Here is a 17,988-nt window from a genome sequence, read left to right as displayed (position 1 = left end):
TATTAGAAAGACAAAATTAATCAAATAAACACAATGGAAGTAATAAAGACTGAGATTGAGGACGTGGTGATTATTGAGCCGCGGATCTTTAAGGATGCTCGTGGATATTTCTTCGAGAGTTTTTCACAAAGGGAGTTTGACGAGAAGGTGCGTCATATTGACTTCTGCCAGGATAATGAGAGCATGAGCAGCTATGGCGTGATGCGAGGCTTGCATTTCCAACGTCCGCCGTTCACACAGAGTAAGCTGGTGAGATGCGTGAAGGGAAGAGTGCTGGATGTGGCTGTGGACATTCGCAAGGGTTCGCCTACATACGGCAAGCACGTTGCCGTGGAACTCACTGAGGACAACCACAGACAGTTCTTCGTGCCGCGCGGCTTTGCGCATGGCTTTGCCGTTCTCAGCGAGACAGCGGTGTTCCAGTATAAGTGTGACAACTTCTATCATCCTGAGGCTGATGGCGGCATCAGTATTCTGGACGATAGCCTGAACATCGACTGGCGAATCCCCACAGAACATGCCATCCTTTCAGAGAAGGACACCAAACACGAACTGCTTAAAGACTTTGACAGTCCTTTTGACATCAACGTGGACCTGTATAAATAGGTGGCGGTAAAAGAGAGTAGAAGATTGTATTTTGGATTTAACACTTTTATAATATGAATATATTAGTAACCGGTGCCAACGGTCAGCTTGGCAATGAGATGCGTATCGTCAGCAGAAATTCTGCGGACCATTACATTTTCACGGATGTCAATCAGGTGGAGGGTCAGGAGACCACTTACCTTGACATTACTGATATGGACGCCATCCGCAAGATGGTGAAGGAAAACAATGTAAAGGCAATCATAAACTGTGCTGCATGGACAAATGTGGACGCCTGTGAGACGGATGAGAAGCTGGCTGCTCTCGCAGAGAAGCTGAATGCTGACGCTCCGGAGAACCTTGCCACGGCAATGAAGGAGGCGGACGGCGTGCTTGTCCAGATAAGCACGGACTACGTGTTCGGCAAGGAGCCTTACAACGTGCCCTGCAATCCGGATCAGAAGGGAACTCCAACCGGTGTTTACGGTATGACAAAGCTTCATGGCGAGCAGAAGATCATTGCCACCGGCTGTAAGTACGTCATCATCCGTACGGCATGGCTGTATTCAGAGTTCGGCAAGAACTTCTGCAAGACTATGCTCAACCTTACTGCCACAAAGCCTCAGTTGAAGGTGGTGTTCGACCAGTGTGGCACTCCTACATACGCTCTCGACCTCGCCAATGCCATCCAGACCATTCTTGGAAAGATGGAGGCTGAGGCAGACAATACGAAATACGTCGGCGTATATCATTTCTCTAATGAGGGCGTTTGCTCGTGGTATGACTTCACACAGATGATTGCACGTATTGCCGGTCATACAGAGTGTGACATCCAGCCATGTTACAGTTCAGAATATCCCTCTCCCGTGACTCGTCCCGCTTACTCTGTGCTTGACAAGAGAAGCATCAAGGAAACCTTCGGTGTAAAGGTGCCTTACTGGGTGGATTCTCTGGAGAAATGTATTGCAAATCTTCAGAATAAATAAAGGCTTCTCAGCATTTTGCAACGATATAAACAATCAACATATAAAATAATGAAAAGAAATATTGTGATTACCGGTGGTGCCGGTTTTATCGGCTCTCACGTTGTTCGCCTCTTCGTGAACAAATACCCTGAATATAATATCATCTGCCTTGATAAGTTGACTTATGCCGGCAACTTGGCTAACCTTAAGGACATTGAGGATAAGCCTAACTATAAGTTTGTAAAGATGGACATCTGCGACTTCGATGCTTTCTATAAGCTGATGCAGGATGAGCACATCGATGGCATCATCCATCTTGCTGCCGAGAGTCATGTTGACAGAAGCATAAAGGATCCGTTCACCTTCGCACGCACTAATGTCATGGGTACGCTGACTCTGCTTCAGGCAGCGAAGCTCTATTGGGAAAGCCTGCCGGAGAAATACGAGGGCAAGCGTTTCTACCATATTTCTACTGATGAGGTGTATGGCGCATTGGAGATGACTCATCCTGAGGGCGTTCCTGCTCCTTTCACCACCAAGGCTTCAAGCGGCAAGAACCACGAGGCTTATGGCGAGGAGTTCTTCCTGGAGACAACCAAGTATAACCCTCACTCTCCGTACTCTGCATCCAAGGCAAGCTCTGACCACTTCGTCCGTGCTTTCCACGATACTTACGGCATGCCTACCATCGTGACCAACTGCTCTAACAACTATGGTCCGTATCAGTTCCCGGAGAAGCTGATTCCGTTGTTCATCAACAACATCCGTCATCGCAAGCCGTTGCCGGTTTATGGTAAGGGTGAGAATGTCCGCGACTGGTTGTATGTGGAGGATCATGCGCGTGCCATCGACATGATTTTCCATGAAGGCAAGATTGCCGAGACTTACAACATCGGTGGCTTCAACGAGTGGAAGAACATCGATATCATCAAGGTGGTAATCAAGACTGTTGACCGTCTGCTCGGCAGAAAGGAGGGTGAGGATATGGATCTTATCACCCACGTAACCGACCGTTTGGGTCATGATGCCCGTTATGCCATCGACTCTCGCAAGCTCCAGAAGGAACTTGGTTGGGAGCCGTCGCTCCAGTTTGAGGAGGGTATTGAGAAGACCGTGAAGTGGTATCTCGAGAACCAGGACTGGATGGACAACGTAACTTCTGGCGATTACCAGAAGTATTATGAGAATATGTATAAGGATAGATAATCTATCTAAAATTATTATTTTTTATTTAGTAGTTATTAATTGGCTTCGCTTTGTTCGCATCCTGCCAAATAATAACTACTAAATGAAGCGTGTATGCTTGGCTATGGTGGGGATGCCATAGCCTCTTATGTTTGTCTTGGCAGTTCAAACATTTAATGAAGACAATCAAGCTTTATGACTATCAGGAGGTGATGTTGGAGAACATCATCAAGATGCTGACCTCTACTGGGATTGCCAGATACCGTAGGACGTTGGGCGGTGCTGACGGCAACTCTGTGATTGTGCAGATGCCGACGGGTACGGGTAAGACGTACGTGATGGCTTCGGTGGTGAAGTGGTTTATTGATAACCATGAAACGGGGGAGGTATGGATTGTTGCGCATCGGCGTGAGCTGGTGGAGCAGATGCAGCAGACTCTCGACCGATTCTGCCTGGAGTATGGCGAGAAGGAAGATGTGCTGAAAGCCAAGGTCAGAATACGCGTGCTGTCCATCCAATGGCTTGGTAGGCATATCATTGAGTTGGAGAGGAAGGGATGCAGACCTGGGCTGATAGTGGTGGATGAGGCTCACCATCCTTGGCAAGCTCTTATCAGGATCTGTTCCAACGCAACAAGGAAGCATTGAAGTTGGGCATGACGGCTACGCCTTGTCGCATGAAGCGCGAGTCGTTCGGCAAGCTGTTTGAGCGACTTCTGACTTCACCGTCAACCAAGGATTTCATCAAGCGTGGCTATCTCGCTCCCTACGACTATGTGGTGATAGGGCAGTACTCGCAGGACCAGTTGACCGTCAACTCTCTGAAAGCCCGCGGCAGCGACGGCGACTATTCAATCAAGGAGATGGATGAGAAGCTGAATGTGCCACAATCCATCAAGCGACTGTATGACAGCGTGGCGAAGTATGCCGAAGGAAAGAAGGGCATCGTTTATGCCATCGACATCAGTCATGCCCAGACCATTGCCGACTATTACGTGGCGATGGGGCTGAAGGCGGTGGCTTTGGACAGCAAGACGCCTTCGAAGACTCGCCAGCGGATGGTGGAGGATTTCAGAAAGGGCGAGTTGGACTGTCTGGTGAACGTTAATCTCTTTGACGAGGGCTTCGACTGCCCGGATGTGGAGTATATTCAGATGGCACGTCCTACGCTGTCGCTTGCCAAGTATCTGCAGATGGTGGGGCGTGGACTGCGCATCAATCATAAGCAGAAGGATAAGGTGTGCATGATATTGGATAATGTGGGAAACTACCGTAAGTTCGGTCTGCCTGACAATGACCGTAACTGGGAGGCGATGTACTCTGGACTTAGGGCGGGCAAGGGATCGTTACCTACTCATGCCAAGAAATCAAATAGAGTGATAGTGCCTAACAATGATATGGTGTTCGTGGCGCAGTATGACAAGCTGAAGCAGGAACAGACCCGCAAGCAACGCTATGAGTATCTTCAGAACGTGAAGCCCTTTGAAGTTTCCGGACGATGGGGGCTTCGTGTGGGCGATGACATCATACTGCAACCAATATACAGAAAAATACACGACTTCGTCGGTGGATTCGCCATCTTTGAGATAGCTCCCAACAGGATGGGAATACTGATAAGGAACGGCAAGGTGTATTATCCTGCTGATTATCTGGAGATAAAGATTCTGTCAGACAACCGAGCCTTGCTCACCCAGAACGTCATCAATACCGAGGAAGTGAAGTTGGATACGAAGTGGGGATACTGAAAAATGCCCTGCAAACTGTAGAAAGTAAAGACGAAAACTAATAAAAACGTAAGATATCTTGCTTGTTACACCGATTTTGTGTAAGTTTGCACCGATATAAAACATTTTACGGAAAGATGACTTATACAATAGAAAAAGTGACGACGCTGATAGGAGCACATCGCTTCGGCGCCACAGATGCCAACATCGGCTTCTTACTTACCGACAGCCGTTCGCTCTGCTTTGCAGAGGAGACTCTCTTCTTCGCTCTCAAGTCGGGCAGGGGAGACGGTCATGCCTACATCCCTGACCTCTACAGACGTGGTGTCAGAAACTTTGTGGTGGAGGATGTTCCGGCTGATTATGACACAGCATATCCGGACGCCAACTTCCTGAAGGTGGAGAGTTCGCTCGTTGCCCTTCAGCGACTTGCCGAGCGTCATCGTGAGGAGTATGACATCCCCATCGTGGGCATCACTGGCTCCAACGGAAAGACCATCGTGAAGGAGTGGCTCTATCAGCTCCTTTCTCCAGAATTGAAGGTGACACGTTCGCCGCGCAGCTACAACTCGCAGATTGGTGTGCCGCTCTCCGTATGGCTGCTTAACGAGCAGAGTCAGGTGGGCGTGTTCGAGGCAGGCATCTCCGAACCGGGTGAGATGCAGGCTCTGAGAGGCATCATCCAGCCCGACATCGCTGTGCTGACATTCATCGGCGACGCACATCAGCGCAATTTCTCGTCACTTGAGGAGAAATGTCACGAGAAGGTGGAGCTCTTCCACGACGCCAAGACCATTGTCTATTGCAAGGACGACGAGATAGTGGACCAGGTGGTAGCCGGCATCGACTATAAGGGAGAGAATCTTTCATGGTCAATGAAGGACCGCAGCGCCGCGCTCTTCGTGGAGAAGGTGGAGAAGAAGGACTTCACGTCCACTATACATTATATATATAAAGGTGAGACAGGAGAATATAACCTTCCGTTCATAGATGAGGCTTCCGTGAGAAACTCCGTTACTACAGCCGTTGTGGCGCTCCATCTCGGACTCGCCAAGGAGCACATAGCAGAGCGCATGGAGGCTCTTGAGCCTGTGGCAATGCGCCTGGAGGTGAAGGAGGGAATCCACGGATGTACGCTTATCAACGACTCGTATAACTCTGATATCAATTCGCTCGACATAGCCCTCGACTTTATGAACCGTCGTCCTGACCACAAGGGACAGGGACGCACGCTCATCCTCAGCGACATCTATCAGACAGGTGAACCCCTGGAAGAACTCTATACCGAGGTGAGCAACCTCTCCGTACAGCGTGGTGTGGACAAGATTATCGGCATCGGACCGCAGATAATGGCTCATGCTGACCTCATAAAGGTGAAGGAGAAGCACTTCTTCCATGACGTAACGTCGTTTATTCACAGCGACGTGTTCGAGACATTGCGCAATGAGGTTATCCTTATAAAGGGAGCACGCCGCTTCGGTTTCGACAACATCACCGAACTGTTGGTAAAGAAGGTGCATGAGACCATTCTGGAGGTGAACCTCTCCAATGTGGTGAAGAACCTCAACTTCTATCGTTCCTTTATGCGTCCCGAAACCAAGCTCGTCTGTATGATAAAGGCAGATGCCTACGGCGCTGGTGCGGTGGAGATAGCCAAGACGCTGCAAGACCATCGTGTGGACTATCTGGCTGTGGCTGTGGCTGACGAGGGTGTGACGCTCCGCAAGAACGGCATAACGTCAAACATCATGATTATGAACCCGGAGATGTCGGCGTTCAAGACCATGTTTGATTACGACTTGGAGCCGGAGGTCTATTCCTTCCGCCTTCTTGACGCCCTTGTGCGTGAGGCGCAGAAGAACGGCATAAGCAACTTCCCCGTACACATCAAGCTGGATACTGGCATGCACCGTCTCGGCTTCGATCCGCTGAAGGACATGCCGGAGCTGATAGACCGTCTGAAACATCAGTCGTCTGTCATCCCACGCTCTGTCTTCTCACACTTCGTGGGTAGCGATTCTGACTCCTTCGACGAGTTCTCGGCTCACCAGTTCGAACTCTTCGAGAAGGGTAGCAGCCAGCTTTGTGCCGCATTCCCGCACAAGATACTCCGACACATCGACAACTCTGCGGGCATTGAGCACTTCCCGGAGCGCCAGCTCGACATGTGCCGCCTTGGACTCGGACTCTACGGTTATGACTCGCGCGACAACTCGATGCTCAACAACGTCACCACGCTGAAGACCACCATCCTCCAGATACATGACATTCCGGCTGACGAGACCGTCGGTTACAGTCGCCGTGGTACGCTCTCTCGTCCTTCGCGCATTGCCGCCATTCCTATCGGATATGCCGACGGACTGAACCGTCATCTCGGCAATCGCCACTGCTACTGCCTTGTTAACGGCAAGCATGCTGAATACGTGGGCAATATATGCATGGACGTGGCAATGATTGACGTGACGGACATCGACTGCAAGGAGGGCGACCAGGTGATTATCTTCGGCGAAGAACTGCCCGTGACCGTGCTGTCCGATGCCATCGACACCATCCCGTACGAGGTGCTTACAGGAATAAGCAACCGTGTGAAGAGAGTGTATTATCAGGACTAAACCAACATTTACCGATATATATGAATATTCTCGAACTGTCAGAAAAGCGTTTCTCGGCACGCAAGTATACAGCCGAGCCGGTGGCACAGTCCGACCTTGACTATATAATGGAGTGTGTGCGCCTTGCCCCGTCGGCTGTTAACAAGCAGCCGTGGAAGTTTGTGATTGTGCGCAGCGAGGAGGCAAAGCAGAAGCTGTGGCGTGCTTACGACCGCGAATGGTTTCGCACGGCACCGCTCTATATCGTCTGTATGAAGAACAACAATGTCTGCTGGACACGCAGTTATGACGACAAGAAGCACGGCGACGTGGACGTAGCTATCGCTACCGAGCACCTCTGCCTTGCCGCTACTGAGCGTGGTCTGGGCACTTGCTGGGTGTGCAATTACGACACCAGCGTCATGAACGAGCTGTTCCCGTCGGACGAATTCGAGACTATGGCAATCATCCCCCTCGGTCATGTGGCTGCCGACTGCCCTCATGCAGAGAAGAAGCGCAAGCCGATGGCAGAGATTGTGGAGGAGATTTAACTGATAAAAAACGTAAGACAATGAAAAAGTCATTCATCATAGCTGTTCTCTTTTCCGTGACTGTGGCTGTGGCGAACGCACAGGAGGCGCTCAAGAAGGTGTATAACGAGAACATCAATCCGATGGAACAGATTGACAATGCTCTCGTGAAGGCAAAGGCGGACGGCAAGTATGTGGTCTGTCAGGTGGGCGGCAACTGGTGTCCGTGGTGTCTGCGCTTCGCTGACTTCGTGGAGAAGGACCAGGAGGTGAGCAAGATGGTCAGCGACAACTTCGAGCTTATCCACGTCAACTATGATCCGCGCAAGAGCGGCGGCGACGCTTCTGCCAACAACGCTGCCAAGCTGATGAAACGTCTTGGCAATCCGGCTCGCTTCGGTTTCCCCGTCTTCGTGGTGCTCGACTCGGAAGGCAATGTGCTGCACATCCAGGACTCGAGCTTCCTTGAGGAAGGAAAGGGATATAGCGAGAAGAAGGTGTTGCGGTTCTTCAGGAACTGGACACCGAAAGCAGTAAATAACAACAACACTTAAAAGGTATGAAAAACAAATTTATGTATCTTGCAGTAATTGCTGCTGCAATGATGGTCTCTTGCAATGGCAAGAAGACCGCTCAGGATGAAACGAAGAACGATTCGGTATGCGTTGCTGATTCTGTCAGCGCTGACGTTGATCTGGCTGCTGTTGCCGGCACCTACGAGGGCACGTTGCCCGCTGCCGACTGTCCGGGCATAAAGACCGTCCTCACCATTAACGCTGACAGCACCTATCAGCTCCAGCAGGACTACATCGACCGCAAGGACGGACACGACGAGGCAAGCGGCGTGCTGCAGGTTCTTGACGGCAACGTGATGATGCTTGTGCGCCCCTCAAGCGGCGAGCACAGCTTCTATAAGGTGAAGGACAGCAAGAGCATAGTCATGACAGACTCGCTCGGCAATGAGCCGGAAGGCGAAACAGCAAAGCTCTATGTGCTGACAAAGAAGTAAGAACAACATTTTTTCGGAAATCCCTATAAGTAAAAACGGGAACAGCGGACTTATTGAAAAGTCTGCTGTTCCCGTTTTTTTTATTTCTCAAGCGAACGAGTTTATTTCTTCTTAGCCTTCGCATCAAATCTGTATGTGAAGCTCAGGTTGGCGTAGTGGTGTATGTAGTTTGCCGAACTTTCGCTGCGCTGATATGCCGAGTATTCGCTATCGTACATGATGTCCTTGTTGAATATGTCGTCCACGAAAAGCGACAGTTGGCACTTGTTCTTGCAGAAACTGTAGCTGACGGACGCCCACGACACCAGCTTGTGACCGTTCATTGCTGAAGTGGCATAGCCGGAGCGGAAATCGTCAGACAACTGCATGAACACCTGGAAGGGCGAGAGACGCAGCGTTGCGTTTATTCCGACGCTGTTATACAACGGATTGGTGTTGTAAGAAGCGTCGTCGTAACGATAGCGGTTCCATTCCAGACGGTTGAACAGCGTCAGCTGCACCTTCTCTGCCTCATACGAAAACTCGAAGTTCTCGTTAATGCCAAGACGCTTCTGAAGGTTGAGCTCAGGCACGGCGTTGGGGTCGTTGTTGTCCACGATGGTAAGGAATCCGTACGACTTGGCTGTCTCCAGCGCAAACTTGTTCATCAGGCGGAAGTAAACGCCGATGCCTTGGTCGTAATTCAGTCCGAACGTCAACATGTCGCCACCCTTCACGTTCATCGGCTTGCTCTCATACACGCCTGTGGACGAGTCGTAGCTGTAGAGTGTGGCTATGGGATTGATGTCCTTGTTGTATGATGCGCTCAGTCCTAAGACTATCTGCTTGCGCAGCCACATGCGGTGATAGTTGTACGTAGTGGTGTGGCTGTGCGAATTGCGCAACATTGGATTGCCCGTATAGATATACAGCGGGTCTACTGTGTTGCGATATCCGAAGGTGCTTACGAGTTCGGGCACGGTGGTGTTATATGCAAACGAGAGGTCCATGTTGCGTACGCGGCTCATCTTCCATTTCAGGAATATCGACGGCTCGTAGGTCTGGCTTGTGCGCACGGCTGTGGTGTCGAGCTGTCCGTAGCGATAGTCGCTCTTCTCGCGGTTGACGTTCCAGCTGAACTTAGGCATAATCATAAGCGCCTTCACAGGAGTGATGGTAGACTTTAGCGTCAACTGGTTGGTCCATGTATGCATGAGGTTGCTCATGGTGTTGTTCGGGTCGAGCGTTGTAGGCGTGCCGTCCACGACGTTCTGCTTGTTGTTGTCGGTGAAGAAGTCGCGTGTGGTGTTAGTGCGAGAGTATTTCACGTTGTCTGTGATGTTGACATACACCTTCTTGCCGAGCCAATGCTCGAACGTGGCGCCGAGCTTGGTGGTCAGCTCTTTGTTGTCGCGTGAATAGAACTGCCAGACTGTCTCGCTTCGCTTCTCACGCAGATATTCCAGGTCGCGGTTGTTATGTGTGTCCTCGTTGTTCCCGCTTATTTGTGTGTAGCCTTTCAGCGAGAACGAACCGCTCTTTCCGATGAAGTGCTCCCACGCATATTCTACGTATAAGTTGCGGTCCTGCTGCTCGGAAGACTGATAATTGCGGTTGCGCGTGATGAGACGTTCGTAAAGCGCGTCGCCGGGCTTTGCGGCAAGAGCGGCATTGAGCGAGTGATATTCAAACTTGTTCGGTTCATAGCCATACGAAGCCCCTTTGTCCTCGTTGGTTTTTCTGCTCTTCTCGTAGGAGGCTTTCGCCGTCACGCTGATGGTGTTCACGGAGTCGGTGTAGGCGAAGAGTCGTGCCTCCATATGTGGCTTAAAGTTATGCTTGTAGTGATAGTTTTCAGACACGGCGAAGGTGTGCTCCTTGTTGGGGAAGAAAGTCTCGGTGGACTTGCCTATAGTGTTCCATCCATCGTAGTGTCCTAAGTTGGCGCTGATGTCAAATCTGTTGTTCGAGTATTGGCTCGTACCCTTGGTATGCCAGTTGTGCTGATAGTTGTACGATCCGTATTGGCTCTTGCCGTCGCCGTCGATGTTAGAGTTCATTGTTGAATTCATTGTCTTGTCGACGTAGCGGTTGGCATTGTTTGCCTGTAGGTAAAGCATCTGCGGGTCGTGGTCGCTGAGCTTACGGGCGTTTCCTTCGAACATATATCTCTTCTTGGTCTGATATTGAGCCTTTACGTCGCCATACCATTTATCGAGGAAACCGGGCTTCACCTGAATGTCAAGCACTTGGTCTTCTTCGCCGTCGTCATTACCCGTGTGACGAGCCAGCTCCGACTTGCGGTCATAGAGCTTCAGCTTGTTAGCCACCTCGGCAGGCAACTGACCTATAATCTGGTCACCACCGAACAGGTCCTTACCGTTCATCATCATGCGTATGGGCTTGTTGTTCCAGTAGAGTTTGCCGTCACGGCGCTCCACTCCCGGCAACTTCTTGATAAGCTCGTCGAGGCGTGCTCCTTCTTTCAGCTTGAATGCTTCGGGATTAAACACAATGGTGTCGCCCGACATCGTAATGCGCGGCACCTTTGCCGTCACCTCCACCTCCTTCAGCATAAGCGCCGTAGGCTGCAGCTTTATGACGCCAAAGTCTGTGGTGTCCTTCACCTCAGGACCGTAGGCATAGTCCACCTTGCGCGAATTCTTATATCCTATCATGCTGAACGTGAACATAATGCGGCCCTCCGAACTCGTATCGAGAATGAAGCATCCGGTGCTGTCTGTCTCACTGCTGGTCTGAATCGACCATCCTGGCTGCGGGTTGATCTCACTGCGTATAGTCGCTCCAACAAGTATCTCGCCCGTCTCGGCGTTCACTATCTTGCCCTTGAACGAGTCGGCATTACATACAGCTGTCTGCACAAGAGCGAGCAGCAATACAACAAATAGTTTCTTAATAAAGTTTCCCATAAGCTGATTATTTAAAAGGGTTATGTTTAAGATTTGCAAATGTAGTAAAAAAAATGAAAAGCCTATAAGTTTTTCAATAAAAAAACGTATTGTTTTTGCGGGGGGGGAATTGTGGCAAAATGCGCTAAAACAATAGGTTTTGGAAAGACTATATTTGCATTTCTGATGCTCAATACTATGACCTCGGCGCACAACAAAATCTTTGGTGCGAAATTCTTGAGTTTTGAGCGTTTGTGGACAATTCGTTTATACACAGCGTGTTATGCGGTTCTCTTGCCGAAACGTTATAAAATAAGACTCACAAAGCCCTACTTTTTTCTGCTATAGAGCCTCTTTTACACTCTAATACTGCCACTTTTCTCATACAACAGAGCCTCTTTTGTGCTCTAATAGTGGCACTATCAGAGTGTAAAAGAGGCTTTATCGTTAAGTGTTGGTGCTGTCTGCACAGCAGAACACCGTAAAAACAGCAAACCAGAACTCTATAATCAATTTTTATTTTGTAACATGTTTTTACTATTTTGACAATATTTGCATGGTGGAAATGTTATTGTTTCGCTACGCAAAACTAATAAAAATCTGAAGATTGAGTTGCACGTTTGGCTATTTATTTGTAACTTCACAACGAAATAATAAAACCACAAGTCTATGGAGACGCAAGAGATAAGGAAATATCCGGTTGGAATGCAGACCTTCGATAAGATACGCGAAGGAAACTACATGTATATAGACAAGACAAAATATATTGTGAAGATGATGAAAAACGGTTCGCAATATTTGTTTCTGAGTCGCCCACGGCGATTCGGCAAGTCTCTTTTTATCTCAACTCTTAAGGCTTATTTCGAGGGCCGCAAGGAACTGTTTGACGGTCTTGCCATTGCCGATTATGAGAAGGAGTGGGTGAAGCATCCGGTGCTTCACTTCGACATGAGCACGGCGAAGCACATGGATGATAAAGGTCTTCTTAGCGAATTGAATCTTAAACTTCAGGGATATGAGAAGATATACGGACGTGAGGAAGGAGCGGAAAATCCCAACCAACGTCTGCAATATCTTGTAATGCGTGCTTGCGAACAAACCGGTCAGAAGGTGGTCATTCTTATTGACGAATATGATGCTCCGCTGCTTGATGTGGTACACGAGAAGGACAACTTGCAGAAGTTGCGCCGTATAATGCAGAACTTCTACAGTCCGATAAAGTCGCTCGACCCTTACCTTAAGTTTGTGTTTATCACGGGCATAACCAAATTCTCTCAACTGAGCATCTTCAGCGAGCTTAACAATCTCGACAACATAAGCATGTACGACCATTATTCTGCCATCTGCGGAATAAGTAAGACGGAACTGCTTACGCAGATGAAGTCTGATGTGGAATTGCTCGCTAAAGCCAACGGCGTTACGTTCGATGAGATGGTGGCTGAGCTTACCGACTTTTATGATGGCTATCATTTCAGCGAACACGCAGAGGATGTCTTCAATCCGTTTAGCCTTGTCAAGGCTTTGCGAAACAAGAAGGTTGCTGCCTACTGGTTCAGTTCGGGTACGCCGAGCTATCTGATAAAGACCTTGCAGAAATATCATGTGGGCGTGATGGACATAGAGAAGAAGAGCGCATCGGTTGACGACTTCGACGTGTCGCCCGAACAGATGACTTCTGCCTTGCCGCTTCTTTATCAGAGCGGTTATCTCACCATAAAGAAGTATAATCCTATACTACAGAAATATCAGCTGGACTATCCTAACAAGGAAGTGCGCATAGGAATGGTAAAGTCGCTTGCACCTAACTATCTGTCGCCAATACAGCTCGACAATAACGGATTCGTATTTGATTTTCTTGAGAATCTGTTGGAGAACAATATGGACGGGGCTTTGCAGAAGATGCAGGCGTATTTGGCAAGCATCTCCAATCAGCTGTCAAATAAGAACGAGCGCGACTTCCAGACTGTGTTCTATCTTATCTTCAATCTTATGGGAGCTTACATAAAGGTGGAGGAATGTAGCGCAATAGGCAGAGCAGACGCCGTGCTGCACTTGCCGGACGCCATATACGTGATGGAGCTGAAATACGATGGTTCTGCCGATGCTGCCCTGCAACAGATTGACGACAAGGGCTATCTTATTCCGTATTCGGCAGAGGGCAAGCGCCTGATAAAGGTCGGCGTAAACTATGACAGCCTTAAACGAACGATCGGAGAATGGAGAATAAAGGAAGGGTAAAAACTATGAGGGATGCCAAATAATCTTTGGCATCCCTCAAATAATTATGATTCTGTTTCCATTAAGCCTCTTTCCATTCTTCTATAGTGCCAGTCTTCGACGAGAAGCTGACGCCTATTTTGCGTACTTGGCGACTGTCTGCCTCGTACGGACGTGCGTAGCCCTTGTCTTCGATTTGCTGCAATGCCTCGTCAGCTGTGCCGTCAAGCTTGAATTCGAAGATGTAGACGTTGGTCTTGGTTTCGATAATGCAGTCTGCCCTTCCCTCGCTCTGCTGCTTTTCGGTAAGCACAATATAGGTGCTGAGAATGCGGAAAATCAGGTAGAACGTATAGTGGAAATAGCGTTCCTTCTCCGTTTCCATATCCTTGCGGCGCATAGTGTAAGGAATGCTGGCAAAGAATGCCGTGAGGCTTTTGCGCCATACGTTGAGGTCGTTAAGCTGTATGGCGCGATAAAGCTGAATGGCAAGCGTTGTTGCCGACTCTTTTGTGCCAAGATAGTTGGAGGCGATGAGCGTCAAGAAGCCTTTCTTCACCTCGTTGTTCGGCAGGTCGAGCAGATAGGAGTTGGAGTAGGGGTCGTAATCCTTTATCGTCAGATAGCCGCTCTGATAAATCATCGGCAACGGGCGCTCCACGTCAGCTCTATAGTCAACAAACTCTGATGTGTCATAGTAATTGCCAGTCAGGTCGTTCAGATTCTCGTTGGTATGTCTGAGAAGGCGGACAAGGTAAGTTGGTGTGCCGGTGCGGAACCAGTAATCCTGAATGCTACGACTGTTGAGCGCATTAAGAACGCTGAAGGGATTGAAGATGTCGGTCATCTTATAGCTGAAGTGATAGCCGTCATAATGACGTTGCAGCATATCGCGCACTTCTTCGGAAGTCACGCCCATTTCCTCTGCCATTGCGTCAATCTCGTCATGGAACACCGTTTCCAGCTCCTCCTTCGTTATGCCACATATCGCATCATACTTTGAGTTCATGCTGATGTCCTCGGGCTGATTGAATCCGCTGAAGACGCTCACCTGCGAGAACTTTGTGACACCCGTCAGCAGCACGAATCGCAAGTCTTGGTCGGCAGCCTTGAAAGCTGAATAAAAGCCTTTGAGCGTCTCACGGTTATAGTCCTCCATCAACAGTTCGTCGTCGTCAAGTCTTACCTTACGCTCTGTGTCGAGCACGTCAAGCAACGGCTTGTCATACTCGTCGATGAGTACCACGCCTTGTTTGCCGGTCTGCTTATGTACGTGGGCAAGCAGTCTGACAAAGCGTTCGCCAGGTGAATAGTCGGGGTTTCCTTGGAAGTCGTATTCGCGCTCCCAGTCTTCCACGCGTCCCTTGATAAGCCGTTGCAGGGTATGGGGAACGGTGAAGTCGCTTCCGTTAAAGTCGATATGAAATATAGGATATTGCTCCCATTTTGTCTCCAACGAATCAATGGCAAGTCCTGTGAAGAGACTCTTCTCCCCACTGAAATAATATTTAAGCGTTGACACAAGTAGACTCTTTCCGAATCGTCTTGGACGACTCAGAAAGTAAGTTTTGCCTTCATCTGCCAACTTATACAACAGCGCAGTCTTGTCTACGTATACAAAACCGTCCTTGCGTATAGTCTTAAAATCTTGTATGCCGATAGGATATTTCATAATCAGTTGTTTTGATTTACAAATATACTTTATTTTAATGATTCGTACAAATATTCTTCTGATATCTTTCATAAAGAAAAAAATGTGTATCTTTGACATCAGATAAACATTAAAGTATATATGACGATGACATTACAGGAAGCAATAATGCTGAGACATAGCGTGCGCAGGTACGTTCACAAGCCGCTGTCGGCAGAAATAGTTGAGACGTTACGGAAGAAGATAGAGGAATGTAACGCTGAGGGAGGGCTGCACATACAGCTTGTCACCAACGAGACACGAGCTTTCACGGGACTCTTCTCGTACGGCAAGTTCTCTGGAGTGGAGAACTACATTGTAATGGTCGGCAGGAAGGCTGACGACCTGGACGAGCGTGTGGGCTATTACGGGGAGCAACTGGTGCTGCTGGCGCAGACTCTCGGACTGAACACCTGCTGGGCAGGACTGAGCTATCGCAGAGTGGACGAGGCTTACAGCGTGGGCAACGACGAGAAGCTGACGTGCATGATAGCCTTGGGATATGGCGCCACACAGGGACATAAGCGCAAGAGCAAGACCGCTGAGCAGGTGAGCAACGTCGGCAGCGACTCGCCCGAATGGTTTCGCAAGGGAGTGGAAGCCGTGCTGATGGCGCCAACAGCCATCAATCAGCAGAAATTCTCCTTCACTCTCTTGCCGCAAGAGCAAGGCACAGGAGAGAAGCCGAAGGTTCTTGCCAAGCGAGGCTTCTCAATGGTGGGCTACACCAAGATGGACATTGGCATAGCCAGACTGCACTTCGAAATAGGAGCAGGAACGGAAAACTTCGATTGGGCGTAACGTCCTTTTTATATAAAGAGAACAATTATGAAGACACTTCCATACATAGTATTCTGCTTTATCATGCTTTGTGCATTGTGCACCAGCATCAACAGCTATAGCAGAACGGAGAATATGATAGCGCAGGACGTAAATAGGGCATTGGAGCAGGTTCTGACGAAGATGCCTGACAATGTGGTAACCACAGACACCATACGCTGTTATCGTAACTGTCTGACCATTGCCGAATTGAAGGATACGGCAGGCATTGCCATGCGTACTGTTCGTAGGGACGGACGTTGGGAGACGAAGATGGTGGCAGAGGCCAACTGTGGCTTTGCTGCGACATTCATGATGTCTGACCAGAAGGCTTCCGGCTCTCTTATGTTTGTCGGTATGGCGTGGCTGTTGGGTAGTCTGTGGTATGTGAAGCGGAAAAGGCCGGAACTGGTGGCGCAAGGTTTGGCGTACGGAGGCATTGTGCTCAATGGCGACAAGTTTATGACGCTTTCGGGCGAACAGATCCGTCTTACACCAATGCAGCATTCCCTGCTCGAGATGTTTATGCTGACGGACACGCATACTCTCTCAAAACAGGAGATTTGTGACCGTTTATGGCCGAAGAAACCTGACGCCAGCGATACGCTCTACACTCTTGTACGACGCATTAAGCCAATCATCGAAGCTCATAGCCGTCTGAAGATAGAGTCGGACAGAGGCAAGAGCTATAGTCTGAAACTCAAATAGATAGGATGGTTGTCAGCCAATTGTCAGGGAAATGTCAGACAGATAAATTGGCTTTATTACAAGGAGAATATATATTTGCATCGAAAATCAAAAAAATGGTGCAAATGAAACGATTGATTACACTTTCCATTATTCTTTCTTCCACATTCTGTGCTTATGCTCAGGATGTGGAGAAAACCGTTACGCTCGATGAGGTTACGGTTAAGGCAGCCAAGGTTGTGAACAAGGCTGACGGTATGATTATTTATCCTACCGATGCTCAGAAGCAGGCTTCCAGCAATGGCTACAGCTTTCTTGAGAAACTCACTCTCGCCAATCTTCGTATAGACAATATCAACCACACCATTACTGCCATTGACAATAGGGGAGGAGTTCAGCTTCGAGTGAATGGTATCGTAGTAGGCAAACAGGAGATGTTGGCTCTCAATCCTAAGGACATCGTGAAGATTGACTTCATAAACAGTCCAGGAGTCCGTTATGGTGACGGCATAGCCTATGTCATTGATATAGTGACACGCAGAAACGAGAGCGGATATACCGTTGGCACGGACCTTACCTCAGCGCTAACTACGTTGCAAGGCGATGGTATGGTTTACGGCAAGTGGAACCGTGGCAAGAGCGAATGGGCGCTTTCGTACGATCTTAGCGGTTTCAGAACCAAAGGTGCAAAGAGCACGCAGTTGGCAGAATATACCTTGACGGACGGCAGCGTCTACACCGTCGAACGTAACAGCGTGGAGTCGCTTCGTAAATCCTTGGCTTACGATACGAAACTAACATATAACTGGGCTGACTCCACGGCAACCGTCTTTCAGGCTTCTTTGAGCGGATCATTCAATGAAGCTCCCGACAACTTTACCATTATGGACATCAAGGACGGCAACCGCCAATACAGAGCAACAAGCCGGAATGATGACAAGAGCTATTCGCCGGTGCTGGATATCTACTTCTGGCTCAGTGGAAATTTAGTGGGGATAAGCATAAATCTTTGCAAGTCGATACAGAAAAAACTTTTCATCAACGATGCCCCTTAGTGATGCTCTGAAAGCTTTGATTTTTGCATTAAAGGATTCAGCTG

The 17,988-nt window shown here is 49.0% G+C and carries 14 protein-coding genes and 1 pseudogene; 12 read left to right on the top strand and 3 right to left on the bottom strand.

Annotated elements, in window-relative coordinates; translation table 11 throughout:
* The first annotated feature begins 33 nt into the window (after window positions 1-33).
* The 9 genes from rfbC to CHL74_RS12155 all read left to right on the top strand — a co-directional run bounded on the left by rfbC (window position 34) and on the right by CHL74_RS12155 (window position 8,588).
* A complete protein-coding gene (gene rfbC / locus CHL74_RS12195; RefSeq protein WP_094881468.1) occupies window positions 34-606 on the top strand; it encodes a dTDP-4-dehydrorhamnose 3,5-epimerase in 573 nt (190 codons plus the stop codon).
* A 53-nt stretch (window positions 607-659) separates the two neighbouring features.
* Window positions 660-1,571, top strand: a complete 912-nt coding sequence (rfbD, locus tag CHL74_RS12190; RefSeq protein ID WP_094881467.1) for a dTDP-4-dehydrorhamnose reductase — start codon at window positions 660-662, stop codon at window positions 1,569-1,571.
* A 48-nt stretch (window positions 1,572-1,619) separates the two neighbouring features.
* Entirely contained in the window at window positions 1,620-2,756 is a 1,137-nt protein-coding gene (locus CHL74_RS12185; RefSeq protein WP_094881466.1) for a dTDP-glucose 4,6-dehydratase, read from the top strand.
* A 155-nt stretch (window positions 2,757-2,911) separates the two neighbouring features.
* Window positions 2,912-3,382 carry a DEAD/DEAH box helicase gene (locus tag CHL74_RS12180; RefSeq protein ID WP_094881465.1) on the top strand — a complete coding sequence of 157 codons (471 nt, stop codon included), beginning with the start codon at window positions 2,912-2,914 and terminating at the stop codon, window positions 3,380-3,382.
* On the top strand, window positions 3,334-4,479 hold the full coding sequence (locus tag CHL74_RS12175) for a DEAD/DEAH box helicase (protein WP_141241321.1): 1,146 nt from the start codon (window positions 3,334-3,336) through the stop codon (window positions 4,477-4,479). The genes CHL74_RS12180 and CHL74_RS12175 overlap by 49 nt, the downstream gene beginning before the upstream one ends.
* Window positions 4,480-4,595: 116 nt before the next feature.
* On the top strand, window positions 4,596-7,070 hold the full coding sequence (locus CHL74_RS12170) for a bifunctional UDP-N-acetylmuramoyl-tripeptide:D-alanyl-D-alanine ligase/alanine racemase (RefSeq protein ID WP_094881463.1): 2,475 nt from the start codon (window positions 4,596-4,598) through the stop codon (window positions 7,068-7,070).
* A 20-nt stretch (window positions 7,071-7,090) separates the two neighbouring features.
* On the top strand, window positions 7,091-7,600 hold the full coding sequence (locus CHL74_RS12165) for a nitroreductase family protein (protein WP_094881462.1): 510 nt from the start codon (window positions 7,091-7,093) through the stop codon (window positions 7,598-7,600).
* Window positions 7,601-7,620: 20 nt separating this feature from the next.
* Window positions 7,621-8,133 (top strand): thioredoxin family protein, encoded by a 513-nt coding sequence (locus tag CHL74_RS12160; protein ID WP_094881461.1) that lies wholly within the window; start codon window positions 7,621-7,623, stop codon window positions 8,131-8,133.
* Window positions 8,134-8,138: 5 nt separating this feature from the next.
* Window positions 8,139-8,588: a copper resistance protein NlpE gene (locus tag CHL74_RS12155; protein WP_094881459.1), complete on the top strand. Its 450-nt coding sequence runs from the start codon at window positions 8,139-8,141 to the stop codon at window positions 8,586-8,588.
* A gap of 101 nt (window positions 8,589-8,689) precedes the next feature.
* Here the strand turns inward: CHL74_RS12155 and CHL74_RS12150 are convergent, their stop codons facing one another.
* Window positions 8,690-11,497: an outer membrane beta-barrel protein gene (locus CHL74_RS12150; protein WP_094881458.1), complete on the bottom strand. Its 2,808-nt coding sequence runs from the start codon at window positions 11,495-11,497 to the stop codon at window positions 8,690-8,692.
* A 648-nt stretch (window positions 11,498-12,145) separates the two neighbouring features.
* Here CHL74_RS12150 and CHL74_RS12145 point away from each other — a divergent pair.
* On the top strand, window positions 12,146-13,714 hold the full coding sequence (locus CHL74_RS12145) for an ATP-binding protein (protein ID WP_094881457.1): 1,569 nt from the start codon (window positions 12,146-12,148) through the stop codon (window positions 13,712-13,714).
* Window positions 13,715-13,775: 61 nt separating this feature from the next.
* Here the strand turns inward: CHL74_RS12145 and CHL74_RS12140 are convergent, their stop codons facing one another.
* A complete protein-coding gene (locus tag CHL74_RS12140) occupies window positions 13,776-15,365 on the bottom strand; it encodes an ATP-binding protein (RefSeq protein ID WP_094881456.1) in 1,590 nt (529 codons plus the stop codon).
* Window positions 15,366-15,485: 120 nt separating this feature from the next.
* Between CHL74_RS12140 and CHL74_RS12135 the strand changes: the two genes are divergently transcribed.
* Together CHL74_RS12135 and CHL74_RS12130 are read left to right on the top strand one after the other, a co-directional pair.
* On the top strand, window positions 15,486-16,184 hold the full coding sequence (locus CHL74_RS12135; protein ID WP_254923299.1) for a nitroreductase family protein: 699 nt from the start codon (window positions 15,486-15,488) through the stop codon (window positions 16,182-16,184).
* A 27-nt stretch (window positions 16,185-16,211) separates the two neighbouring features.
* A complete protein-coding gene (locus tag CHL74_RS12130; RefSeq protein ID WP_094881453.1) occupies window positions 16,212-16,910 on the top strand; it encodes a winged helix-turn-helix domain-containing protein in 699 nt (232 codons plus the stop codon).
* Window positions 16,911-17,875: 965 nt separating this feature from the next.
* Here the strand turns inward: CHL74_RS12130 and CHL74_RS16330 are convergent.
* A pseudogene (locus tag CHL74_RS16330) lies at window positions 17,876-17,988 on the bottom strand (ISAon1 family transposase); the annotation flags it as partial.

The organism is Prevotella sp. 885 (assembly GCF_002265625.1).
GTDB lineage: Bacteria > Bacteroidota > Bacteroidia > Bacteroidales > Bacteroidaceae > Prevotella.
This window is presented reverse-complemented; position numbering and strand designations above follow the sequence as displayed.